Below are 25,711 nucleotides of genomic sequence, written 5' to 3'. Positions count from 1 at the left end.
GTATCGTAAAACTTACCTTTATAACCATTCTTTTTTACTAGATATACATGAAAACTATCTCACATATAAAGGTCTGATATCATTATTTATATCAGTATTTTTTTCGACATTTTTTGTCGAATTGTGTATATTTCCATAGAACTGTGTAAATATACATTTTGTTTTACGTTAAATAATATTGCTTTGAACATAATTCTGTTTGTCTGAGAACGCGTATAGAAACGGAGGGATAACAAAAATAAATAGCTTATAACAAATACTTTTAATATTCCATTTGTTCATGTGGAATAAGTCCCCAATGGACAAATGAATGTTCAGAGGAGGAAAAATGAAAAAACTTTTTAATGTATGTTTAATTGTATTCGTACTATTTTCGCAACTTGCTAGTTTTCCATACAATCAAGTAAGAGCGGAAACCTTAACAGGAGATTCCTTATTTGACACTGTTGAAATGAAAGATGCAACGAATCATATTATTGACGAATCAAAAAATCCTAACAATTTAATAAAGATAGGATCAACCATTCAAGTAGAATACGCTTGGTCAATAAAAGATCAACAAGTTGCACACGCAAATGATACAGCAGTAGTTCAAATACCACTTGCATTAAAAGTATCTAAAGATTTGCAAGGGGATTTAGTAACAGATCAAAAAAATATTGGTCAATATTTTATAACAGCTAAAGATAATAAATTAAAATTAATATTTAATGATCAAGTAGAAAATTTGAAAGACGCTAAAGGAAAAATTAAAGTTGATACCGTGTTTAACTCAACTTTAAAACCTGGGGAAAAATCAGTTCAAATCGCTTTTCCTTTAGGAACAATGGTTCAGCCTATATCAGTTCCTGTTCAAGTAGAAAACTCTAAAGAAGATGGCACCAAACAGGATACTAATAAACAAGCGCAAGATCCAGTAACTAAACCTGTTACTGACAATCCGGAGCAAGATCCAGCAACTAAAACTGTTACTGATAATCCGGAACAAAACCCAGCAGCTAAAACTGCCACTGATAATCCGGAACAAAACCCAGCAACTAAAACTGTTACCGATAATCCGGAACAAAACCCAGCAGCTAAAACTGCCACTGATAATCCGGAACAAAACCCAGCAGCTAAAATTGCTACTGACAATCCAGAACAAAAGCTATCAAGAGACCCTGCTGAGAATACAAATTCAGGTCCAAAGCAAATAACAACAAACATTTTAACCAGTGTAAAATTGACGGATAAAGACGGAAAACCATTTACAGAGGATAACCGTCCAAGTACAGATTCCCCTGCCAATATTGAGTTTACATGGGAACTTTTAAAATCAATGAATGTGAAAAATGGAGATTACTATATTTTTGATCTTCCTAAACATTTTAAGATTTACAATACAATTAACAGTCCTTTATATGATAGTGAAAACCATCAAATTGGTAATTTTACTGTTACAAAAGATAGAAAAGTCACGATGACATTCAACGATTATGTTGAAGAGCATCCAGATGTTGCTGGTAACCTACAATTAAAGACAGAATTTAATAAAGCTGAAATTAAAGGTACAACAACACAAGAAATTCCTTTCCCGATTAAAGATAAGGATGTTTCTATTACAGTTGACTTTAAGCCTAATGTACAAACAGCTACGAATAAAAAGGGTTTACCTGATAGACCAATTAATACAAATGAAATTAATTGGAAAGTAGAGATGAACAAAACGAAAGACACCCTTAAAAACGCTGTTTTTAAAGATAACATTCCACAGGGTACAAGCTTAAATAAAGATTCTATTAAAGTTTATTATTTAGAAGTTGATGTTAATGGGAATGTAACGCGTGGTGCAGAAGCTGAGCCAACAGATTACAATATTATTTCATCAGATGGCTCAAAATTGGAGATTGCTTTCAAAGATTCTATCAATAAAGCATATCAAATCGAATATGCCACAAAAATTACTGATGAAAATATTAAAAGTTTCCGAAATAACGTTACGATAACGAGTGATAATCAAAAGCAACAAAACGCAAGTTCTACTGTAACGGTTTCTCGTGGTACACACTTAAATAAAACAAGTAAATATGATCCAAAGACGCAAACAATTGAGTGGACAATTACTTACAATGGTGATCAAAGAGAGATCAAAAAAGCAGATGCGATTTTAAAAGATATTTTTGACGATACACACGAACTAGATGCAAATTCTATTGTTGTAAAAAACGCTTCATATAATGAAAAAGGAACGCTTGTAACAGGAGACGCTGTTAATAATTACACTGTAAGTAACAAGAAGAATGGATTCGATTTACAGTTTAATGATGATATTAATAGTGCTTATGTGATTACCTATAAAACCAAGCCAACTAATAAAGTTATAGAAGATGGAAAAGTAAAAAATAAAGTTACAGCTGATAATGATTCAAGTAAAGAAAATGAAGCTAGCTTCAAGCAGCAAAATATTATTAAATCTAATAATAAAGCTGAAACAAATTATAAAGACAAAACAACAACTTGGACAATTATAGTAAATAATAACAACTATCCATTAAGCAACGCGATTATTACGGACACCTTTGATCATGGTGGATTACAATTAAAAGATAAGAAACTAGAAATTAAAGACGGAAATTATACCCTTCAAGCTGGGACTGACTATGTTTTAGATGTAACAGATAAAGGCTTCAAAATTACTCTTATAGGTACGTATCAGTCTAATATGACAAAGACATTAGTCGTAAAATATACGACAGACTTTGATTATACAAAGCTAGAAAGTGGTAAAACTTCATTTAAAAATACAGGTAACCTTTCTTGGATAGATACGGATTCTAATCCACAATCAAATAAAGTTGAAGCTAATTTCGATCCTGATACTTTCACAAAGGCAAATGGTTATAAATACGGTTCTTATAACGCCCAAACGAAGGAAATTACTTGGATAATAGGCTTTAACTATAATAATGTTGAGATTAAAGATCCTTATGTTATAGACGTAATACAAGATAAACAAAAATTAGTGCCTGGATCCATTGAAGTGCGCGATATGATTCTAAATGGAAATCCTGATAATGCACAACCTGGTAATGCTGTACCAACTGAGAAATATGAACTTGAAGAACCTACAGAGAAAAATAAAAACACCCTAAAGGTTCATTTCAAACAATCAATTAATTCACCTTACTATATTATCTTTAAAACAAGCCTTGATGGTGAACTTATCCAAGGCACCTACAAAAACGAGGCAGATTTAAAAGATGGCTCTAAAATCGTAAACACCCTTACAGGTGACACTCAAGTAAATAAAGGTGGTAGCTTCGTTACTAAAAAAGCTGTGCAAGACGACAACTATATTAATTGGAGTATCGCAATTAACGAAAGCCAATCAACCATTGCAGATGCCGTTGTAACAGATGACCCAACCGAAAATCAGGTAATTGTGGAAGATTCATTCCACTTATATCCTACAACTGTTGATCCATATGGAAATTTAACAAAAGATACAGTAAACGAATTAAAAGAAGGAACAGACTATAAACTCAAAATAACAACAGACAATAATACCGGAAAGCAACATTTCGAAATTGCCTTCTTGAAAAAAATTGATCGAGCTTATATTTTAGAATATCGCTCACTTATTAATGCAGACGATAAAGAAAAAGTAAGTAATAAAGCGAAAATCACAGGCAATAAGTTGACAGTTAAAAACACAGAAACTACTGAAACGATTGAAGTGAGAATGTCTTCTGGTTCAGGCGGAGGATCTGCTACTAAAGGCCGTGGAAACCTTGAAATTATAAAGGTAGATAACGACAATAAGAACGCACTATTAGCTGGGGCAGAATTTACTTTATACGATCGTACAGGTAAAACTGTTATCCGTAAAATTACAACAGACAAAGACGGTATCGCTAAATTTAATAATTTAAAACGCGATAAATATTTATTAAAAGAAACAAAGGCTCCTGAAGGCTATGTAATTAGCTGGGATTTAAAACAAGGGAAAATTGTTGAACTTGGTACACAAGAGACTACAACATATAAACTTGCAAATAAGAAGTTTGTCGGTAAAGTAATTTTAACAAAGTCTGATGACCTGAATAAAAACGTCACACTGCAAGGTGCCGTTTTCACACTACTTGATAAAGACAAAAAAATAATTTCAGAACACGAAAAATTAACAACAAATGATCAAGGACAAATTACTGTAGATAATTTAAAACCAGGAACTTACTACTTACAAGAAACAACTGCTCCTGAGCATTATAAATTAGACAGTACACCTATTCAATTCACAATCAAAGAAGATCAAACAACAGTAATAAACCGAACTGCAATAAACAGTTTGATTCCAGGATCGGCCATTTTAACAAAATTCGATAAAGATGGAAAAACTTTAGCAGGTGCGGAGTTCAGTGTACGCGATCGATATAACAAAGTAATTCGTGGATATGAAAAATTAACGACAAATGATCAAGGACAAATCGAAGCAAAAGATTTACGCCCTGGAGACTATCAATTTGTCGAAGAAAAAGCACCTAAAGATTACGACATAGATAAAAAACCAATTGAGTTTACAATTATAAAAAGTCAAAAGAAAGCAGTTACTGTTACTGCGACGAATCACCTCATTAAAGGTGGTGTCACTTTAACAAAAGTCGATGATGTCGATGGCACTGCCCTTGAAGGTGCTGTATTTAAAATTGTCGATGCGAATGACGAGAAACAAGTAATTCGTGAAAATATAAAAACAGGTTCAGATGGAAAAGTTACCGTTAAAGATCTAGAGCCTGGTGTTTATAAATTTATCGAAACAGAAGCTCCTAAGGATTATACGTTAAGTACAAACCCTATCGAGTTTACAATTGATAAAAGCCAACAAGCTCTTGCTACTGTTACGGCAAATAACAGCTTAAAAACGGGCGAGGTTGAATTATTAAAAGTTGATGAGTTTGGTGAGAAAAAACCACTAGAAGGTGCTGTATTCAAACTTGTCGATACAAATAATAATGACGTTTCCCCTCACACTAACTTAACTACTGATAAACACGGTAAAGTTAAAGTTAGTAACCTACGTCCTGGTACGTATAAATTTATTGAAATAGCTGCTCCTGAACATTACGTTTTACGAGCAGAACCTATTGAATTTACAATCGATAGAAGTCAGAAAGAAACTCTACTTGTGAAAGCTGAAAATGCTTTAAAACCAGGAGATGTTGAATTAACAAAAGTTGATGATATCGATGGTACAGCTCTTGAAGGTGCTGTATTTAAAATTGTTGATGCAAATGATGAAAAGAAAGTTATTCGCGAAAATGTAAAAACTGGTGCGGATGGTAAAGCTATCGCTACTGGCTTACGCCCTGGCGATTATAAATTTATCGAAGTAACAGCACCGAAGTATTACGACAAAAATACAAAACCAATTAAATTTACGATTACAGAAAGTCAAACAACTCAGGCTACTGTTACCGCTAAAAACAGCTTAACAAAAGGCGGTATTGAGTTAACAAAAGTGAATGCTGCAGATGAAAAGGAAACACTTGAAGGTGCAGTATTTAAAATCGTTAATAGAGATACTAATGAAGATGTTCGTACGGACCTTGTTACGAATAGTAAAGGAATGCTAGTTGTAGATGACTTACGTCCTGGTAACTATAAACTTATCGAAACAAAGGCTCCAACTTATTACGATGTAAATGTAGAACCAATTGAATTTACAATCGAAAAAGGACAACAAAAACTTCTTCCACTTACATTTAAAAATAGTTTAACGAAAGGAAAAGTTAAACTGATTAAAGAAGATGATGTGGAAAGTAGTAAAGCTCTTGCCGGCGCTGTATTCACATTGCAAGACGCAACTGGCAAAGAAATTATGAAAGATTTAACAACAGATGATCACGGAGTATTAGTTATTCCTGATTTAGCACCAGGGGATTATCAATTTATCGAAACAAAAGCCCCTGAACATTATAAATTAGACAAAACACCTATTAAGTTCACAATTAAAAAAGGTAGTAAGGAAGATCTTCCTATCCCTGTTACTGTAAAAAATAGTTTACTTACAGGTGGCGTCACTTTAACAAAAGTTGATGATATTGATAGCACTACTCTTGAAGGTGCAGAATTTATAATCGTTGACGCTCATGATACTAAAAAGGTAATTCGAAAAGGTTTAACGACTGATAAAAACGGTAAAATTTCTGCTTCTGATTTACGTCCTGGAGACTATCAATTTATTGAAGTAAAAGCTCCAAAAGACTATACCTTAAGCAAAGACCCTATTCCGTTCACTATCGAAAAAAGTCAAAAAGAGAATATTACTGTTACTGCTACTAACAGTTTAAAGAAAGGTGCAGTAACATTAACAAAAATTGATGACATCGATCGTACGATGCTCGAAGGTGCAATTTTTAAGATTGTTGATATGAATGGTAAGGAATTTCATACGAATCTCGTTACAGATAAAAACGGTAAAATTTCTGTTTCTGATTTACGCCCTGGAGACTATCAGTTCATTGAAACAAAAGCTCCTGAGCACTATGTATTAGATGAAACAACGATTCCATTTACAATTGAAAGAAGTCAAACGAAAGAGATCAATGTTACAAGCAAAAATGCTTTGAAAAACGGTAGCGTTGAACTAACAAAGATTGACGATATTGATATGAATACAAAACTTGCTAACGCCGTATTTAATTTATTAGATGCAGACGGGGAGCTAGTTGAAGAAGGCTTAAAAACAAATGATGAAGGTAAAATTGTTGTTGAAAATCTACGTCCTGGTACGTATCAATTCGTTGAAACAATTGCTCCTGAACATTACGATTTAGATAAAAAACCTATCGTATTTACAATTAAAAAGAGCCAAACTGAAACCCTTCATGTCACTGCTACAAATGCTTTAACAAAGGGTGCAGTTAAACTTTCTAAAGTAGACGATGTTGATGGCACTGTTCTTAAAGATGCAGTATTTAAAATTGTTAATATGAACGGTGATGTAGTTCATAAAAACCTTGTTACAAATGAACAAGGAATAATCGAAATTAACGACCTACGTCCTGGTGATTACCAATTCATCGAAACGAAAGCTCCTAAGCATTACGTTTTAGATGAAACACCAATCAAATTCACTATTGAAAAAGGACAGAAGAAAGATATTTCTTTAACTGCTACAAATAGCTTAAAACAAGGTAGTGTCGAATTACTTAAAGTTGATGATTTAAACACTCAAACAAAACTTGCCGATGCGGTATTTAATTTACTAGATCAAGATGGCAAAGTACTTAAAACAGATTTAAAAACAAACAGTGAAGGTAAAATCGTTATCGAAAACTTACGTCCTGGTACGTATCAATTCGTTGAAATAACGGCTCCTGAACACTATGATTTAGACAAAAAACCAATTATATTTACAATTGAAAAAAGCCAAAAAGATATTGCTACCGTTACTATGGAAAATAGTTTAACAAAAGGCGGCGTGGAACTTTCTAAAGTGGATGAAGTCGATGGCACTACTCTTGAAGGCGCAGTATTTAAAATTGTGGATATGAATGGCACTGTAATTCGCAAAGATCTTGTTACGAATCAACAAGGTAAAATTAGCGTTTCTGACCTACGTCCTGGTGATTATCAATTCATCGAGACAACGGCTCCGAAACACTATGATTTAAACAAAGAGCCAATTCCATTCACAATCACAAAGAGCCAAGCTGATCCTATCTCCGTTACAGCTACAAATAGCTTAACGAAAAGCGCTGTGGAACTTTCTAAAGTAGATGATGTAGATGGTACTGCTCTTAAAGATGCGATATTTAAAATTACTGATATGAATGGTAACGACATTCGCACTGAGCTTACAACAGATGTACATGGAAAAATTTCTGTTTCTGACTTACGTCCTGGGGACTATCAGTTTGTTGAAACGAAAGCTCCTGAACACTATAAATTAGATAGTACACCTATTAAGTTTACAATTAAGAAAAGCCAAAAAGAAAAGCTCCAAGTTACTGCTACAAATAGCTTAACTGAGGGTACTGTAGAATTAATAAAAGTGGATGATATAAATCCAGATACAAAACTTTCTGATGCAGTGTTTAACATCATCGATGCGAAGGGTAAAATTGTTCGTTCTGATTTAACTACTGATAAAGATGGAAAGATTTCTGTTTCTGATTTACGTCCGGGAGATTATCAGTTCATTGAAACGAAAGCTCCGAAAGATTACGATTTAAATAAAACACCTATCGATTTCACTATCGAGAGAAGTCAACTAACTCACGTTTCTGTTACTGCTAAGAACGGCCTAACAAAAGGTGGCGTGGAATTAACGAAAATTGACTCTGTAGATAAAAAAGAGATGCTAGAAGGTGCGGTATTTAAAATTACTGATATGAATGGTAACGACATTCGTACGAATTTAGTTACAAATAAAGATGGTAAAATCATCGCGAAAGACCTACAACCAGGAGACTATCAATTTATTGAAACGAAAGCTCCTAAACATTACGACTTAAATGAAGAACCAATTAAGTTCACAATCGAAAGAAGTCAAACAAAGCATGTCTTCGTTACAGCTATTAATAGCTTAACGAAAGGTAGTGTGGAGTTAATTAAAGTTGATGATACCAAGCAAAACACAACACTTGAAGGTGCAGTATTTAAAATTGTTAATAAGGATGGACACGATGTTCGTACCGATTTAACTACTGATAAAAACGGCCGTTTAGTTGTGGATGAATTACCACCAGGAGAGTATGAGTTTATTGAAACAAAAGCTCCTGAACACTATGACTTAAACGACACACCTATTAAGTTCACAGTTAAAAAAGGCCAAGAAAAAATCGCCTCTGTTACTGCTACTAACAGCTTAACTAAAGGCGCAGTTGAATTAACTAAAGTTGATGACATCGATGGTACTACTCTTGAAGGGGCTATCTTTAAAATTGTAGATATGGACGGCAAGGATGTTCGTTCTGATCTAACTACTGATAAAGATGGTAAGATTTCTGTTTCTGATTTACGTCCGGGAGATTATCAGTTCATTGAAACGAAAGCTCCTAAGCATTATGACTTAAATCAAAATCCTATCAAGTTTACTATTGAAAAGAGTCAAACTGCTAAAGCTTCTGTTACTGCTACGAATAGCTTAACGAAAGGTGCAGTTGAATTAATTAAAGTTGATGACATCGATGGCACTACTCTTAAAGGGGCTATCTTTAAAATTTTGGATATGAACGGCAAAGACGTTCGCACCGACTTAACTACTGATAAAGATGGTAAGATTTCTGTTTCTAATTTACGTCCAGGTGACTATCAGTTCATTGAAACGAAAGCTCCAACTGGCTATGATTTAAACGTTAAACCAATTCCTTTCATAATTACGAAAGGACAATCTCAGGTTACCTCTGTTACAGCCTTAAATAGTTTAACAACAGGTTCAATTGAGTTAACTAAAGTTGATATTGATCACCATGGAACACTTGAAGGTGCCATTTTCAATATTTTAGACCAAGATGGAAAAGTTATCCGAGAAGGTTTAAAAACAGATCAACACGGAAAAGTAATCGTAAATGATTTGAAACCTGGTACTTATCAATTAGTAGAAACAAAGGCTCCTAAAGGCTATCAATTAGATGCATCACCAATAAACTTTACAATTGATAAAGCCCAAGCTACGCCACTACAAATTACAGTTTCAAATAAAAAAATTGAATCTTCTTCAGGTGGAGATGACAAGCCAGTTACTCCTCCAAATAAAGAAGAAAACAAAGGCAATGAAATATCTGAGAAACACGAAAACGGAACTTCCGAAGAAACATCGAATAAAACAGATAACAAACAGCAAGATGATCGAAATACGGATAAACACCTTCCAAATACAGGTCATAAAGAAGACCCTACACAAACAGTAGGTATCCTTCTTCTACTAGCTGGATTATTAAGTATTTTGGCTACAAAACGCAAAAAAAATTATTAATAATTTTTTCACATCCAATCAATCTCCCAATTGATTGGATGTTTTTTTTATACAAAAAGGACGATACATAAAGTATCGTCCTTTTAACGGGGTGAGGCTGCCCAAAAGTACGGAAAACCTTTGAACAGCCTCTTATTTTCATATGGATGCCTTACATATATCACTGATAATAATTATGAAATGCGGAAACATAATTACCATCAACTGATTCAAACATGAGAAATGAAACCCTACAGTGATTCCATTCCTCTACATAATCTAAAGTTTGGGTACACTAGATTCATGCAATGTAGGAGCTTTCAGAGTAGAAAGCGAACCTTCGTTTAAAATGATAGCATACATATCTCCCTCAAAAATATGCAAATATGCATATATCGTTTTTATTTCTCAATGTCTGAATATTGAAAAATAAAAGGTGCAAAGGTAAAATAAAGTCATTATCCGTCTTCTTTTGTCAGTCAGAGAGAATAGAAGAATAGGAGAGGAAAAAATGAGAAAATCATTGAAACAAAAAATAGTAAGCTCTTTGCTTGCTGTATCACTCGCTGTTAGCTTAGCTCCAATTGGGCAAGCAAAAGCGGATTCCACGTCAGAGGTTACACAAACTCCATCTATTACAAAACAGATTGATCCAAACCGCGCGATTGAACATGTTCGTTTCTTATCTGAAACAATTGGTCCTCGCCCCGGTGGAACAAAATCCGAAGAATGGGCTTCTCGTTACATTGGTATGCAGCTTAAATCAATGGGCTATGACGTAGAATATCAACCATTTCAGGTGCCCGATCAATACGTTGGATTCATTGAATCACCACTATCAACAAAACGTAATTGGCAAGCTGGTGCTGCTCCTAATTCACTCATTTCTACAGAAGCTGTTACAGCTCCCCTTATCTTTGTTCAAGGTGGGACAAAATTAGAAGATATTCCAAATGAAGTAAACGGTAAAATTGTTTTATTTGAAAGAGGAACGACAGTTACAGACTATAATAAACAAGTTGAAAATGCTGTTAGCAAAGGTGCAAAAGGTGTTCTTTTATACAGTTTAATTGGCGGACGCGGAAATTATGGACAAACCTTCAATCCCCGCCTAACGAAAAAGCAATCTATCCCTGTCTTTGGTCTTGCTTATGCGCAAGGAAATGCATTTAAAGAAGAAATCGCTAAAAAAGGGACAACAATTCTTTCCCTAAAAGCGAGACATGAATCTAAATTAACATCTCTAAATGTTATCGCCAAAAAGAAACCAAAAAAGAGTACAGGTAATGAAAAAGCAGTCGTTGTAAGCTCGCACTATGATAGTGTTGTCGGAGCACCTGGCGCAAATGATAATGCTTCTGGAACTGGATTAGTATTAGAACTAGCTCGTGCTTTTCAAAATGTAGAAACTGATAAAGAAATTCGCTTTATTACCTTTGGTTCTGAAGAGACTGGATTACTTGGTTCGGATTATTACGTGAATAGTCTATCCCAAAAAGAACGCGACCGTATTTTAGGTGTCTTTAACGCCGACATGGTTGCAACAAATTATGATAAAGCAAAGAATTTATACGCTATGACACCTGATGGCTCTACAAACTTTGTAACAGACGCTGCCTTGCAAGCAGGTAAACAACTAAATAATGACCTCGTCCTACAAGGTAAATTCGGTTCTAGTGATCATGTTCCATTTGCTGAAGCTGGTATTCCTGCTGCTCTATTCATTTGGATGGGTGTGGATAGTTGGAATCCATTAATCTATCATATTGAGAAGGTATACCATACACCTCAAGATAACGTATTAGAAAACATTTCACCTGAACGAATGAGAATGGCATTAGACGTTATCGGAACAGGAGTTTATAACTCGCTTCAAAAACCTGTTCCTCAAACTGAACAGAAAGCTGCTTAATCATTTAAAAGACCACTGATTTTATCAGTGGTCTTTTATTGAGAAAAAATATATATGCATAAAAGCATATTTTATCCTACCCATTATCGTATACAATATTAACTGTAACAACACCGATTACAACTAATAAGGAGGCTTTTTCTATTATGAAAAAAATGATTTTAGCAGGTGCATTAACTTTAGCAGGAATTACTGGAGCTACTGCGTTTATTCCTGAAACAAAAGTCGCTGCTGCCGCTCAAGAACAAAGCTTTACAAAATTTTATTCCTTGCAAACTGGAGGTAGTTCTGAACAAGAACCTATTTTCCTTCAAAAAGGACAAGAACTAACAATTCATCCTAACAGCAAAACTCCTAGTTACAGTGTTTATGACTCAAATCATAACCTAATTGGACGTTATTCTGATGGTTACGGCCGAATTTTCACTGCAAAAACAGATGGAAATATGTATGTTCAATTTCATGCACCTTACGTTTACTATAGTCCTGTTAGTTTTTCTGTTACTTATACTATTCAATAAAAAAGAGGTCCTTTATAGGGCCCCTTTTATTTCTCTTGCCAATTCACTTTTACGAATCCATCTTTCACTTTTAATCCACTTATATTCAATACATACTCTTCATTTGCTTTTAAAGTAACTGTAAAACTACCTTTTTTCGATTCACAGATTTCCTTTAACTCCTTTATCCACATAAGAAAGTTGGTGCCTTGATGAAAAAACCTTTATCCACGTCTCTTGAAAAATATCTTCCGCATCTTCTTTCGTTTTCGCTAACTTATAGCATAAGGAATATATTTGCTTCTTATATATATATCAATTAATTCTTCTACCTTTTCTTCCATCATAAGCCTCCTGTCATTTATATAAGACGACGCAAATTCCCTTTTTGTTTGATAAAATTTTATTTTTTTATTATCTCCACATAAAAAGGCAATCACAACATCGTGTGATTGCCTTTTATTTAAAAACGAAAGTCCGCTTCCGCTTTTCTTTATGTCCAGCTCTGCCTCCTAGCCCCTTCTGTCTAAGAACCTTCCCCACTAGAAGATAAAATGCATCTTCTGTGGGAAAGAACCTTAGCCTTCGGGACTAAACAGTCGGCTCCGCTTTTCTTTATTGTCTAGCTCCAGCAGCTAGAATACTCGGTGGCTTCGCGCCTTCCTCCGAGGCAAAGTACGCCTCTCTCTCAGGAGCTCCATCCCCCTCCTATTCTAAACGAGCCGCTTCCGCTTTTCTTAATTACATTTTTTCTGGTGCAGATACTCCTACGATTGCTAATGCATTTTGAAGTGTAGTGCGTACTGCTTTCATTAACTCGTAACGAGCTTTACTTAATTCTAAATTATCTTGGTTTAATACTTTTTCTGCATTGTAGAAGCTGTGTAATGTTGCTGCTAATTCAAATGCATAGTTTGTAATACGGTGTGGTAGACGTTTTTGTGCTGCATCCGCAACTACCGCTGGGAATTCACCAAGTTTTTTCAGTAACTCTACTTCTTTTTCAGAAGTAACAAGTTTGTAGTTCACATCTCCGCCTGTAGCTAATCCTAATTCTTCACCTTGGCGAAGGATGCTGCATACGCGAGCGTGAGCGTATTGTGCATAGTATACTGGGTTTTCATTAGATTTTGATACAGCTAAGTCCATATCGAAGTCTAAATGAGAGTCACCGCTACGCATTGCGAAGAAGTAACGCATTGCGTCCACGCCTACTTCTTCCATAAGCTCACGAAGTGTAACTGCTTTACCCGTACGCTTACTCATCTTCATTTTTTCACCATTTTGGTATAGTTGTACCATTTGGATGATTTCTACTTCAAGCGTGTCTTTATCGTAACCAAGTGCTTGAATAGCAGCTTTCATACGTGGAATATAACCGTGATGGTCAGCACCCCAAATGTTAATTAACTTATCGAAACCACGCTCTAATTTATCACGATGATACGCGATATCTGGCGTTAAGTATGTGTAAGAACCATCATTTTTAATTAATACACGGTTTTTATCGTCACCGTAAGTCATTGAACGGAACCAAGTTGCACCGTCTTCTTCAAAGATCTCATCGCGCTCTTTTAATACAGCAAGTGCTTGATCAATTTTCCCGTTTTTGTATAATGATGTTTCTGAGAACCATACATCAAATTTAACACGGAAGCTTTCTAAGTCTTTTTGAAGTTTTGCTAATTCATATTTTAAACCGTACTCACGGTAGAATTCATAGCTTTCTTTTTCATCAGCTTTCGCATAACGATCACCGAATTCTTCTGCTAAACGTTTACCAATTCCAATGATATCCGCACCATGGTATCCGTCTTCTGGCATTTCTTTTTCTAAGCCTAAAGCTTGCATGTAACGAGCTTCAACAGAAAGAGCTAAGTTATGAATTTGGTTACCAGCGTCATTAATGTAGTACTCACGAGATACATCGTATCCTGCTTTTGCTAATAGGTTACATAAAGTGTCACCTACTGCCGCACCGCGTGCATGTCCTAAGTGAAGGTCACCTGTTGGATTCGCAGATACGAACTCAACTTGTACTTTTTCACCTTTACCAGTATTCGTTTCACCGTAAGCTTCACCAGCGTTTACGATTGTTGGAATTAAATCTGTTAAGTAGCTATTATCCATATAGAAGTTAATAAAACCAGGACCAGCGATTTCGATTTTTTCAATAGAAGCTTTTGCTTTATCGAAGTTTGCAACTAGTTCTTCTGCAATCATACGAGGTGCTTTTTTCGCAACGCGTGCAAGTTGCATTGCCATATTTGTAGAGAAGTCACCATTTGTTTTATCTTTTGGAGATTCTAATACAACGTTTGGAATTTGTTCTTCTGTCGCTAATTCTGCCTTTAATACAGCAGCCTGAATTTCTTCTTTAATCAATCCTTTTACCTGTTCTAAGGAATTCATTATTTTGCCTCCTTCAAATTAATTGTAATAGTATATCTGCCAGCTTCTTGTTCACTTAGAAGCAATGCGTACGTTAAGAAGAGTTGTCCTTTTTTCTTTTCATCCGACCATTTAAAAAGAACGTTATCAGTCTTTGTTTGCAATGCAAACGTACCAAGTTCACTCGTATACGTACCAGTTGTCCATTCACCTTTCGCATGCGTCTGACGCATAGAAACAGCCCCTGAACGCATAATGAGAACTTGTTCATCTTGAATTTTAATAATTGTTTTCACTTCGCCTTGTTCGTTCGGCTCCTGGAATGTTACATATGTACCTTGACCTTTTACATAGTATTGACCATTTGCTTCAAAAGCAACGGTTTCCTTCCTCGCCCCTTCACGGATTTCTGTTACGAAATGAACGTGTACCGGCAAGCCTGCAAGTTGTTTCTCCACGTCTTGCACACCTTTCAAATGTTATAGATATTAAATACTACTTATAATAAATCACTTTTCCTATCATATCAAAAAAAGACTCTGTCTGTCTGCTGAAAAATCAGGAAAACTCCATTTCAAAAAATAATTCACTTCTACTTTATTTCATATGATAAAATATTTTTTAAATCTAAATATTCTTTCAATTAAAGAGGTGAATGTAGTGATACCAACAAAGTTAAAAAAGGGTGCTGAAATACGAGTGATTTCACCATCGTGTAGTTTAAGTATTGTTTCAAATGAAAATAGAAAACTTGCTATAAAAAGATTAACTGACATGGGCTTTCAAGTTACATTCTCAAAATATGCTGATGAGATAGATCGATTTGCTTCCTCCTCTATTTCTTCCCGCATTCAAGACCTCCATGAAGCATTTCGAGACCCTAATGTAAAAGCTATTTTGACTACACTTGGCGGATACAACTCAAATGGTTTATTGAAACATCTCGATTATGATTTAATTCGTGAAAACCCGAAATTTTTCTGTGGTTATTCTGATATTACTGCCTTAAATAATGCAATTTACGCAAAAACAGGGCTTGTTACATACTCAGGACCCCATTTCTCTTCGTTTGGAATGGAGAAAGGGCTCGGGTATACAACCGATTACTTTTTAAAGTGCTTAACTTCTAATGAGCCTATTGAAGTCCTTCCATCTGAAACATGGAGCGATGATTCTTGGTATATAGATCAGGAAAATCGAGAATTTATTAAAAATGAAGGATATGTTTCAATTCAAGAAGGAGAAGCTACGGGAGATATTATCGGTGGCAATATGAGCACATTTAACTTACTGCAAGGTACACCATATATGCCAAATTTAAAGGAGAAAATTTTATTTATTGAAGAAGATAGTTTAACTGGAACATCTACTCTTAAAACTTTTGATCGTTATTTACATTCCCTTATGCAGCAGCAAGGTTTTGAATACATAAAGGGAATCGTTATAGGAAAGATGCAAAAAGGTGCAGAATGTACGATAGAAGACATTCAAGAAATGATTGCTTCAAAACCTGAACTTGCACATATCCCTATCATTGCAAACGCAAGTTTCGGGCATACAACCCCGATTTTCACTTTTCCAATTGGTGGACGTGCAAAAATTATTTCTCACAAAGAGAAGACATCTATCACTATTTTAACGTACTAAAAAAGGAGCGAATGAGTCGCTCCTTTTATGGTTTTTCTATTTTTTCCAACGCTTTTTGCGGAATGGATTCTTTCGGGATTTCAGCCCATCCTTTTCCTTGCATACCTTTTGCATAAATTTTTATAAACGCCCCCGTATGCAATTCACGGTTCATCATTCTTTTAATAACCTGTAACTTTCCATCTTCTGTATACCCTTTAAAAGTATACAAGTATTCTCCGTCTTTTTTCTCACCTTTATCTATAACCGCATAATAATCTTGTATTTCTTTATTTGAAAAGAAGTTGTCTACAAAAGCATGTACACCTTCTGTTTTTGTGTTCAAATAATACGCTGTTCCACCTAGAATAATGGCGAATACAGCTAAAACTTTAATTACCAATTTCATACATGAACCTCCTGTTTGCACTTCTTTCTCGCTAGTATTATATCTATACTTGTATTATACGGAAAAGAGCATACTATACTCTATCTAAAAGTCTTACACTTTCCTTACATTATTGTAAGGGATTTTTTCTTACAGCCAGTTCCCAAGAAAAAATTTTTCCGTTTCATACACTTTTATATTATTATTGAATGATACGAATTTTTATTACAAAAATCAAAGGAGACAGTTTTCAAATGGCTATCTTGCAAGGTTTAGCACTATTACTTGTTGTACTTTGTCTATTTACACTTTTCAGTTACCGTGCGCCTTACGGAATGAAGGCGATGGGTGCTTTAGCTAATGCAGCAATTGTAAGTTTTCTTATTGAAGCATTTCACCGTTATATAGGTGGAGAAATGTTTCATAATGACTTTTTACAATCAGTAGGAGAAGCTTCCGGTAGTATGAGCGGTGTCGCAGCAGCGATTTTAGTCGCATTAGCAATCGGTGTTTCCCCCGTATATGCTGTTTTAATTGGTATCGCTACTAGTGGATTCGGTATTTTACCAGGATTTTTCGCTGGATACGTTTGTGCCTTCGTCGTGAAATTTCTCGAAAAGAAATTACCAGCTGGTGTGGAATTTTTAGCAATCCTATTTATCGCTGCACCAATCTCACGCGGAATGGCAATGCTTATGGATCCGCTCGTTAACGCCACACTTGGTAAAATCGGTTCTATGATTTCAGTTGCAACTACAGAAAGTCCTATCATTATGGGTATTATGCTTGGTGGATTAATAACAGTCATTTCTACCTCTCCACTGAGTTCTATGGCACTAACTGCAATGCTTGGATTAACAGGTTTACCAATGGCAATTGGTAGTCTGGCTGTAGCAGCTTCAGCCCCAATGAACTTTATTTTCTTTAAACGATTAAAAATTTGTTCAAAGAAAGATACAATTGCTGTAGCAATCGAGCCTTTAACACAAGCCGATGTTGTTTCAGCAAATCCGATTCCAATTTATGCGACAAACTTCGTTGGCGGTGCACTTGCTGGTATTATTACCTCTCTGTTCCAGCTCGTTAATAATGCACCAGGAACAGCATCACCAATCCCAGGACTTCTTGTCTTATTCGGATTTAATGACGTTGTAAAAGTAACAATTGCTGCTATATTATGTGGAATCGTTACCACTATTGTCGGATACATCGGATCTATTGTGTTCCGTAAATATCCGATCCGCTCTGCTGATGAAATTCGCGGAGTTACTTCGGAAGAGAAGGTTGCATAAGAAAAAGAGCTATTCCCATCGTTTAGGAATAGCTCTTTTTTGTATCGCGTAACGGTAAATGAAATTATATCGGCAGTTTTTTAAATATATCGACTTACCAGCACATAACGACAAAATAAGAGCCCTCTAATCATATAGGGGGCTCTTACTTTATCTAACTGCAGCGGCTAGAATGATCGGTGGCTTCGCTTCTTCCTTCGAGGCAAAAAGCGCCTTTTGCAGGAAAGAACCTTAGCCACCGGGCCTAAACAGTCGGCTTCACTTTTATTTTATCTAGCTGCAGCGGCTAGAATGATCGATGGCTTCGCTTCTTCCTTCGAGGCAAAAAACGCCTCTATGTCTGAAGCTCCATCCCCCTCACATTCTGGGCGAGCCGATTCCGCTTTTACTTCACCCAACCGAGTAGCATTTCCCGCACGAATTTGCTTGCTGCGACTGGTGTTTGATCACTATGGTCGTAGACTGGAGCTACTTCTACCAAGTCTGCTCCAACTACATTTATATTTGAATTTGCAATTGCTACGATGGAATCTAATAATTCTTTAGATGTGATACCGCCAGCTTCTAACGTTCCTGTTCCTGGAGCGTGAGCTGGGTCTAATACATCAATGTCGATTGTGACATAGACTGGGCGGCCAGCAAGTTTCGGTAATACTTCTTTTAACGGTTCTAATACGTCAAATTTGTATAAGTTCATACCTACTTCTTTCGCCCATTCAAATTCTTCCTTCATTCCAGAACGAATTCCGAAAGAATATACGTTTTCCGGACCAATTAAATCACACACTTTACGAATTGGTGTAGAGTGGGATAAAGGCTCCCCTTCATACGATTCACGTAAATCAGTATGAGCATCCATGTGGATGATTGCTAAATCCGGATATTTTTTTGCCATTGCCTTAAAAATTGGCCAAGACACTAGGTGCTCACCGCCGAGACCTAGTGGAAACTTATCGGCATCTAAAAGTTTTGATACATACTCTTCAATCATGTCTAAGCTGCGTTGTGCGTTTCCGAATGGTAATGGGATATCACCCGCATCAAAATATTTTACCTCTTCTAGTTCACGATCTAAATACGGGCTATATTCTTCAAGACCGATTGATACTTCACGAATACGTGCAGGGCCAAAACGAGATCCCGGACGGTAACTTACTGTCCAATCCATAGGCATCCCATAAATAACTACCTTTGACTCTTCAAAACTTGGATGACTTTTAATAAATACTTTACCTGAATAAGCTTCATCAAAACGCATATTCTTTTCCTCCTTATGTGGAACTTAAGGTATCCCAACCTTTCACTATTTCTCAAATTTGGAGCGAATTGCTCCTCTTTCTCGATTTACCGGGTCTTCTTTTTAACAACAAGAAGACGATTTTCTCTACAGAAGTGTAAGTAGCTAGCATGTTCAAGTCTTCTGGACAAACACCTTAAATGAGCTACTTACACTTTATTTGTTTGATACAATTCTCTTACTTAATTAAATCGCCAACAAATTTTGGTAATGCGAATGCTGCATTGTGTAATTCTTTTGTGTAGTATTTCGTTTCGATTTCGTGGAAACGCTCTTCACTTACTTCTAATGGATCATGTTTTTTAGATCCAATTGTGAACGTCCAAAGACCACTTGGGTAAGTTGGAATGTTTGCTGTGTATAAACGAGTGATTGGGAAGATCTCTTTTACGTCTTTAAACACAGTTGTAATTAGTTCTGGTGTAAACCAAGGGTTGTCCGTTTGTGCAACGAAAATACCATCTTCTTTTAACGCTTTTGAAATTCCAGCGTAGAAGCCTTTTGTAAATAGGTTTACTGCTGGTCCTACTGGCTCAGTAGAATCTACCATAATTACATCGTATTCATTTTCGCTTTCTGCGATATGTAGGAAACCGTCTCCTACTTTTACTTCTACACGCTCATTATCTAATGCGCCTGCAATTGATGGTAAGTATTGTTTAGAGTACTCAATTACTTTTCCATCGATTTCAACAAGAGTTGCTTTCTTTACACTTGGGTGTTTTAACACTTCACGAATAACACCACCATCACCGCCACCAACAACTAATACGTTTTCAGGGTTTGGATGTGTAAATAAAGGTACGTGTGCTACCATTTCGTGATAAACGAACTCGTCCTTTTCTGTTGTCATAACCATGCCATCTAAAATAAGCATGTTTCCGAACTCTTCCGTTTCGACCATATCAAGTTTTTGGAATTCTGTTTGCTCCGTATGTAATGTGCGGTTAATACGCGCCGTAATCCCAAAATGTTTTGTTTGTTTCTCAGTGAACCATAGTTCCATCGTACAATCACGCCTTTCAATGCAAATTTATAATAGGGACATCATTAATGTCCCCTAACAAAAATAAAACAAAACATCCAAAATGTATAGTTAAAAGTACAAAAATACCGAAAATATATTTTAGTCAGAGGGTTCTAACATATGTGTGGAAAGGGTTTGCACCATAAAAGGAAAGAAAACCCTTTCTTAAGAAAGGGTTTTTGTCTCTATTTCTAATGGTTTACGAATTGGAATTAGGATCATAATACAACCAACTAACACAACAATTCCACCTACTAAAAACGGACTTTGTGGTGAAACAGTATGACCGATAATTCCTGATAAAATCGGAGCAATCGCACCACCTAACCAACGAACAAAGTTATAAACACCTGACGTAACAGATCTTTCATAAGGTGAAATATCCATTACATAACTTGTATATAATGCATTGTTTAAGCCAGATGCCAACCCTGATAAAACGATAAGAGTAATTTGTAACCACATAATTTTCACAAAGAATAGTGCAATTAAGAAAATCGCAAATACGAGTAAACTACCCTTCAATAATGTTTTTGGTTCATATTTCCCTTCTAGCTTATGTGCTAAAATTGCAGAACCGTAAGCTAACGCGAGTCCCCATCCGCAAAATACAAAGCCTAATTGAATAGCTGATAAATGCATAATAAGTGGTGAATATGCTAACACGACAAAAAATCCGTAGTAGTATAGCATCCCTGAAATGGCACCTTGCATAAATGGTTTATACTTCACCAGGTTAAGTAATTCCCCTACGCCAGCAGCCTTACGCTTCACTTTTCGTTCTGGTTCTTTTACAAAAAAGAATACTAAAATAAATGCTAAGAAAATTAAAATACTCGTCGCGAAAAACGGATAACGCCAAGAATGACCACCTAATATTCCGCCTAATAACGGTCCACCAGCCATACCTAAGCCGATAGCTGCTTCGTATAATCCTACTGCTTCATGAACTTCTTTACTTAATGCAATCAATAAAGTCATCGCCGTCGCGAAGAACATCGCATTCCCTAATCCCCATCCAGCGCGGAAAAGAGATAATTGAGCAATCGTTTGCGACATACCACATATAAACGCAAATACAGTCACAATCGCAAGACCGATTGTCATCATCCGTTTATCACCAAATCTCGATGCAAATATACCAGCTGGTAACATCATAATTGCCATCGTTAAAATATAAGCGGTAAATAACATTTCAACTTGCCAATGCGATGCACCAATTTTCTCTGCAATAATCGGCAAAATTGGGTCGACTACTCCTATACCCGAAAAGGCAAGGAAGGTAGCCACCACTGTAATCAATCTCCCTAGTTTTTGTTTGCTCTCCATTTTGATTACTCTCCTTTTGTGCTCTCTAAAAATGTTACTGCACGATGTAAACTATCTTCTAGTTCTGCCTTTACACGTTGCATTTGCTCCATTTTTTCGTCTAACGTTTGCACTTGTTTTTCAAGCATATCTTTAATTTCTTGAATCACTTCACGATCACGAGGGTTTTCGCTATTTCTTCTTTGCTCCATTCTTTCTTTTAGTGATAAGAAATGCTGCATTTCTTGAAGTGTGATTCCTAGCACTTCTTTCGCTTCTACAATTCTTTTAATTCTGGCAATATCCTCATCCGTATACAGACGGATATTTCCCTCACTACGTTCTGGGGGATGAATTAAACCAATTTCCTCATAATAACGAAGTGTACGTTTTGTTAAACCGACTTGCTTTGTTACTTCATCAATTTTATACATGTTTATTCCTCCCTTCACTTGATTATTACATTTTACGTTAACGTTAACTTTTCTGCAACTGTTAGACTTTTGTAAATGTTTGTCATATTCAATTGTATTTTCCCTAAAGCAGTTTCATAATAAAAGAAAAGAGATAATAAGGAGAATTTCACATGAGTAAACCACTTATTTTCGCTCACCGCGGAGTAAAAGGAACACATCCCGAAAATACGATGATTGCCTTCCAAGAAGCAGAACGCATTGGTGCTCACGGAATTGAACTCGATGTCCACTTATCAAAAGATGGTGAACTTGTCGTAATTCACGATGAAACCGTCGATCGTACAACAAATGGCGTTGGACCTGTTTCTGAAAAAACGGTAGAGGAACTACAATTATTGGACGCTGGTAGCTATAAAGACCCTTCTTTCCATGAAGCAAAAATCCCAACGTTGCGTGAGGTTTTCATTTGGCTTTCCACAACGAATTTACAACTAAATATTGAATTAAAGACAGATGTTATTCATTACCCAAATATTGAGGAAAAAGCTGTTGCACTTGTGCGTGAATATCATCTTTCTAATCAAATTGTATTTTCATCATTTAACCATGACTCTGTTTCATTATTAGCAGAAATTGCTCCTGAAATCCCAAGAGCAATTTTATATGATACACCACTTGCTGATCCAATTTCCGAAGCAAAACATAGAGAAGCAAGTGGATTACATCCAAACTTCCAGTTATTAACGAAAGAATATGTGCAGTTAGCACAAGAGCAAGGATATGTTTTCCGTCCATATACAATTAATGAATACAAAGATTTGCAAACTATGATTGATTATGGTGTAGATGTCATCATTACCGATTGGCCAGCACGTGCCTTTGAGCTCCTTTCTTAATGGAAAGGGCTTTTTTATTTTCGAAATTTCATTGTTTAAAATAAACGAAAACCCTCAATACTAATACAATAACGCTTGTATTAATGAGGGGCTGAAAAAAGATGGATCAAACTATGAATCCAAAACTTAAAAAATATAAACGTCTTTTCTTCACCGCAATGTTTTCGTGCGTCCTTTTCTTCGTTTTTTCTTTTTTTGTTATTATTATAGTTGCAAAAATTATGGGACCTCCTCCTGTTGCGGTCCCGCAAACAAGCGTCTTTTACGCAAACGATGATACTGTTATTGGACAAAGTAACGAAATTCAAAAACGTTACAATGTCTCTCTTAATGAAATTTCACCTTATGTAAAAGAAGCGACCCTTTCTATTGAAGATCAAAGATTTTATAAACATCACGGCTTCGATTTGAAACGGATTGCAGGTGCAATTGTTGCTGATTTAAAAGCGATGGCAAAGGTACAAGGAGCTAGTACAATTACACAACAATACGCGCGTAATCTGTATTTAGATCATGATAAAACGTGGAAACGAAAATTGTTAGAGGCAATGTACACTATCCGCCTTGAAGTAAACTATAATAAAAATCATATTTTAGAAGGATATTTAAATACAATTTATTACGGACATGGCGCTTATGGCATCGAAGCTGCGTCCCGTCTATATTTCGATAAAACGGCAAAAGAGTTAACATTAGCAGAAGCTAGTATGCTGGCAGGTATCCCGAAAGGGCCAAGTGTCTATTCTCCCTTTTTGAAAGAGGATCGTGCTAAAGGACGACAAGCTCTCATATTAGATGAAATGGTAAAGCAAGGATATATTACGAAGCAACAAGCAGCCTTAGCGAAGAAAGAAACACTAACTTTTGCCTCATTAGATACGAAAAAAGTAGCAGAGGTCGCACCATATTTCCAAGATGCTGTACAAGCTTCGCTTCTTCGTGATGTCGGATTAGACGAACAAGCTTTACAACGAGGTGGCTTACGAATTTATACAACGCTAGACCCTAAACTACAAGCTGTAGCAGAACAAGCTGTAAAGGATCATATACCTGACACAACAAACATACAAACTGCTCTCGTCTCTATGAATCCAACGACAGGTGAAGTGGCTGCTCTTGTTGGCGGAACCGATTATACTACGAGTCAATTTAACAGGGCTACACAGGCCATTCGTCAGCCTGGTTCTACATTTAAGCCATTTCTATATTATGCGGCATTAGAACGAGGATTCACGCCTGCTACGCGCTTAAAAAGCGAATATACTGTATTCACCTTAGGTGACGGCGTTTCAAAGTATAAACCGAAGAACTATAAAGATTATTATGCCGATGATTTCGTAACGATGGCACAAGCTCTCGCAGTCTCTGATAACATATATGCTGTGAAAACGAATTTGTTTTTAGGAGATGACGCGCTTGCAAAAACAGCGAAACAATTTGGAATTACAAGTGCATTAAAAGATGTACCTTCTCTAGCTCTCGGTACATCACCAGTAAAACCAATTGAAATGGTTAACGCTTATAGCATGTTCGCAAACGGTGGAAAAGAAGTAAAACCTACTTTCATTCGCCGCATTATGGATCATGAAGGAAATATATTATACGATGCTCATTTAGAGAGTAAACAAGTTCTCGACAAGAGCAAAGCGTTTGTAATGGAAGAAATGATGACTGGTATGTTTAATAAGAAACTAAGCAGTTATGCTGCTGTAACTGGCCAATCGATGTTATCAAAATTATCAAGAACATATGCCGGCAAATCTGGTTCTACTGAAACGGATAGTTGGATGATTGGATTTACTCCGCAAATCGTAACAGGTGTATGGGTCGGATATGATCAACCTAAATCTATTTCAAACGTCGCAGAACAAGGATATGCGAAGAAAATATGGACTGATACGATGGAGAAAGGCTTAGATGGACAGCCTAAAAAAGAATTTAAACAACCAAGTGACGTCGTAGCGGTTAATATCAATCCAGAGAACGGTAAAATTGCTACAAAAAATTGTCCTATTTCTGTGAAAATGTATTTCGCTAAAGGTACCGAACCGACTGAATATTGTATGGATCACGTCGATGATAAAGAAGAATTTGAAAAAACGACTGAAGAAAAGAAAAAAACAAGTTGGTGGAACAAATATCTTCCTTGGTAAAAAAAATAGCTGACGGGCACCCGTCAGCTATTTTTTATTCACTTAATAATGCACGGCGCAATTCTTCACTAGATTCGTTCCAAATCGCTTCATTATGTTCTTTCAAGAACGTACCAAGTACCTTTTTAGATGATTCATCCATATGGTCAACCATAATGTGACGCTTCAATGATTTATCCATTTTATTTACGTGTTCTGGAAGTGATTTATATCCGCGGCGAATCTCACGGTCAACTGTCATTTCACAAGCTGTTACACCTGCGTAATACGCACCTGTCGCAGTTCTTTCAATTGTTACCCATACAAGCCAAAATGGTTTTCCATTTGGAACTTCATCTTTATTTGTTAAAAACTTAATACCTTTTTCTACTGTACTACGCGCATGCATCGCACCGATATCAACGAATGCAGTCTTCTCTAGTACATCAACAAATACAGGTGAAATGTTTTCTAAGCTTAATGCCCCAACACCAAATCCACCATGTCCATCTGTTGAATCATTTTTCACGATATTAAAACCGATTTTTTTCTTTTTCTCTGTCATATGTAAAATCCTCCTCACTTA

General features: G+C 36.0%; 15 protein-coding genes and 2 pseudogenes. 7 read left to right on the top strand and 10 right to left on the bottom strand.

Annotation, left to right across the window (positions count from 1 at the left end; all coding sequences use genetic code 11):
• Nucleotides 1–328 precede the first annotated feature (328 nt).
• The 3 genes from HMAS_RS21315 (at nucleotide 329) to HMAS_RS21305 (ending at nucleotide 12,373) form a co-directional block, all read left to right on the top strand.
• Nucleotides 329–9,961 carry a SpaA isopeptide-forming pilin-related protein gene (locus tag HMAS_RS21315; protein ID WP_116345012.1) on the top strand — a complete coding sequence of 3,211 codons (9,633 nt, stop codon included), beginning with the start codon at nucleotides 329–331 and terminating at the stop codon, nucleotides 9,959–9,961.
• A gap of 490 nt (nucleotides 9,962–10,451) precedes the next feature.
• On the top strand, nucleotides 10,452–11,852 hold the full coding sequence (locus HMAS_RS21310; protein ID WP_116345011.1) for a M28 family metallopeptidase: 1,401 nt from the start codon (nucleotides 10,452–10,454) through the stop codon (nucleotides 11,850–11,852).
• A gap of 146 nt (nucleotides 11,853–11,998) precedes the next feature.
• A complete protein-coding gene (locus HMAS_RS21305; protein ID WP_000738221.1) occupies nucleotides 11,999–12,373 on the top strand; it encodes a hypothetical protein in 375 nt (124 codons plus the stop codon).
• A 26-nt stretch (nucleotides 12,374–12,399) separates the two neighbouring features.
• Here the strand turns inward: HMAS_RS21305 and HMAS_RS21300 are convergent.
• From HMAS_RS21300 to HMAS_RS21285, 4 genes and pseudogenes are all read right to left on the bottom strand, one after another.
• Nucleotides 12,400–12,540 (bottom strand): annotated as a pseudogene (locus tag HMAS_RS21300) (anti-sigma factor); the annotation flags it as partial.
• Nucleotides 12,539–12,759: pseudogene (locus HMAS_RS21295) on the bottom strand (sigma factor); the annotation flags it as partial. The pseudogenes HMAS_RS21295 and HMAS_RS21300, both read right to left, overlap by 2 nt.
• Before the next feature lie 334 nt (nucleotides 12,760–13,093).
• Nucleotides 13,094–14,764 carry an arginine--tRNA ligase gene (gene argS, locus HMAS_RS21290; RefSeq protein ID WP_001086454.1) on the bottom strand — a complete coding sequence of 557 codons (1,671 nt, stop codon included), beginning with the start codon at nucleotides 14,762–14,764 and terminating at the stop codon, nucleotides 13,094–13,096.
• Nucleotides 14,764–15,201 carry a DUF1934 domain-containing protein gene (locus HMAS_RS21285; protein WP_000414865.1) on the bottom strand — a complete coding sequence of 146 codons (438 nt, stop codon included), beginning with the start codon at nucleotides 15,199–15,201 and terminating at the stop codon, nucleotides 14,764–14,766. Before HMAS_RS21285 ends, argS begins: the two co-directional genes overlap by 1 nt.
• Before the next feature lie 202 nt (nucleotides 15,202–15,403).
• On the opposite strand from HMAS_RS21285, the gene HMAS_RS21280 reads away from it, so the two are divergent.
• On the top strand, nucleotides 15,404–16,390 hold the full coding sequence (locus HMAS_RS21280; protein ID WP_006922030.1) for a S66 family peptidase: 987 nt from the start codon (nucleotides 15,404–15,406) through the stop codon (nucleotides 16,388–16,390).
• 25 nt (nucleotides 16,391–16,415) lie between these two features.
• Here HMAS_RS21280 and HMAS_RS21275 read toward each other — a convergent pair whose 3' ends face one another.
• Nucleotides 16,416–16,778 (bottom strand): YxeA family protein, encoded by a 363-nt coding sequence (locus HMAS_RS21275; RefSeq protein ID WP_000779921.1) that lies wholly within the window; start codon nucleotides 16,776–16,778, stop codon nucleotides 16,416–16,418.
• Between the two features lie 233 nt (nucleotides 16,779–17,011).
• Between HMAS_RS21275 and HMAS_RS21270 the strand changes: the two genes are divergently transcribed.
• On the top strand, nucleotides 17,012–18,049 hold the full coding sequence (locus HMAS_RS21270) for a PTS sugar transporter subunit IIC (RefSeq protein ID WP_116345010.1): 1,038 nt from the start codon (nucleotides 17,012–17,014) through the stop codon (nucleotides 18,047–18,049).
• Nucleotides 18,050–18,434: 385 nt separating this feature from the next.
• Here the strand turns inward: HMAS_RS21270 and speB are convergent, their stop codons facing one another.
• From speB to HMAS_RS21250, 4 genes are all read right to left on the bottom strand, one after another.
• Nucleotides 18,435–19,307 (bottom strand): agmatinase, encoded by an 873-nt coding sequence (gene speB / locus HMAS_RS21265; protein ID WP_001209831.1) that lies wholly within the window; start codon nucleotides 19,305–19,307, stop codon nucleotides 18,435–18,437.
• Between the two features lie 217 nt (nucleotides 19,308–19,524).
• Entirely contained in the window at nucleotides 19,525–20,352 is an 828-nt protein-coding gene (gene speE / locus HMAS_RS21260; protein ID WP_000424696.1) for a polyamine aminopropyltransferase, read from the bottom strand.
• A 186-nt stretch (nucleotides 20,353–20,538) separates the two neighbouring features.
• The gene (locus HMAS_RS21255; RefSeq protein ID WP_000444227.1) at nucleotides 20,539–21,702 is read right to left on the bottom strand and encodes an MFS transporter; all 1,164 of its coding nucleotides are present in this window, start codon (nucleotides 21,700–21,702) and stop codon (nucleotides 20,539–20,541) included.
• A gap of 5 nt (nucleotides 21,703–21,707) precedes the next feature.
• Nucleotides 21,708–22,115, bottom strand: coding sequence for a MerR family transcriptional regulator (locus HMAS_RS21250; RefSeq protein WP_000276560.1), 408 nt, complete (start codon nucleotides 22,113–22,115; stop codon nucleotides 21,708–21,710).
• Between the two features lie 152 nt (nucleotides 22,116–22,267).
• Here HMAS_RS21250 and HMAS_RS21245 point away from each other — a divergent pair, with 152 nt between their 5' ends.
• Nucleotides 22,268–22,993, top strand: a complete 726-nt coding sequence (locus HMAS_RS21245; RefSeq protein WP_116345009.1) for a glycerophosphodiester phosphodiesterase — start codon at nucleotides 22,268–22,270, stop codon at nucleotides 22,991–22,993.
• A gap of 101 nt (nucleotides 22,994–23,094) precedes the next feature.
• Nucleotides 23,095–25,146 (top strand): transglycosylase domain-containing protein, encoded by a 2,052-nt coding sequence (locus HMAS_RS21240; protein WP_000372950.1) that lies wholly within the window; start codon nucleotides 23,095–23,097, stop codon nucleotides 25,144–25,146.
• Between the two features lie 34 nt (nucleotides 25,147–25,180).
• Here HMAS_RS21240 and HMAS_RS21235 read toward each other — a convergent pair whose 3' ends face one another.
• Nucleotides 25,181–25,690, bottom strand: a complete 510-nt coding sequence (locus HMAS_RS21235) for a YwhD family protein (RefSeq protein WP_000136678.1) — start codon at nucleotides 25,688–25,690, stop codon at nucleotides 25,181–25,183.
• Nucleotides 25,691–25,711: the final 21 nt, after the last annotated feature.

Origin of the sequence: Bacillus sp. HMA207 (genome assembly GCF_003402455.1) — a bacterium.
In the GTDB taxonomy this organism is placed as follows: Bacteria; Bacillota; Bacilli; order Bacillales; family Bacillaceae_G; genus Bacillus_A; species Bacillus_A cereus.
The sequence above is the reverse complement of the archived record's forward strand: the minus strand, read 5'-3'. Positions and strand labels throughout refer to the sequence as shown.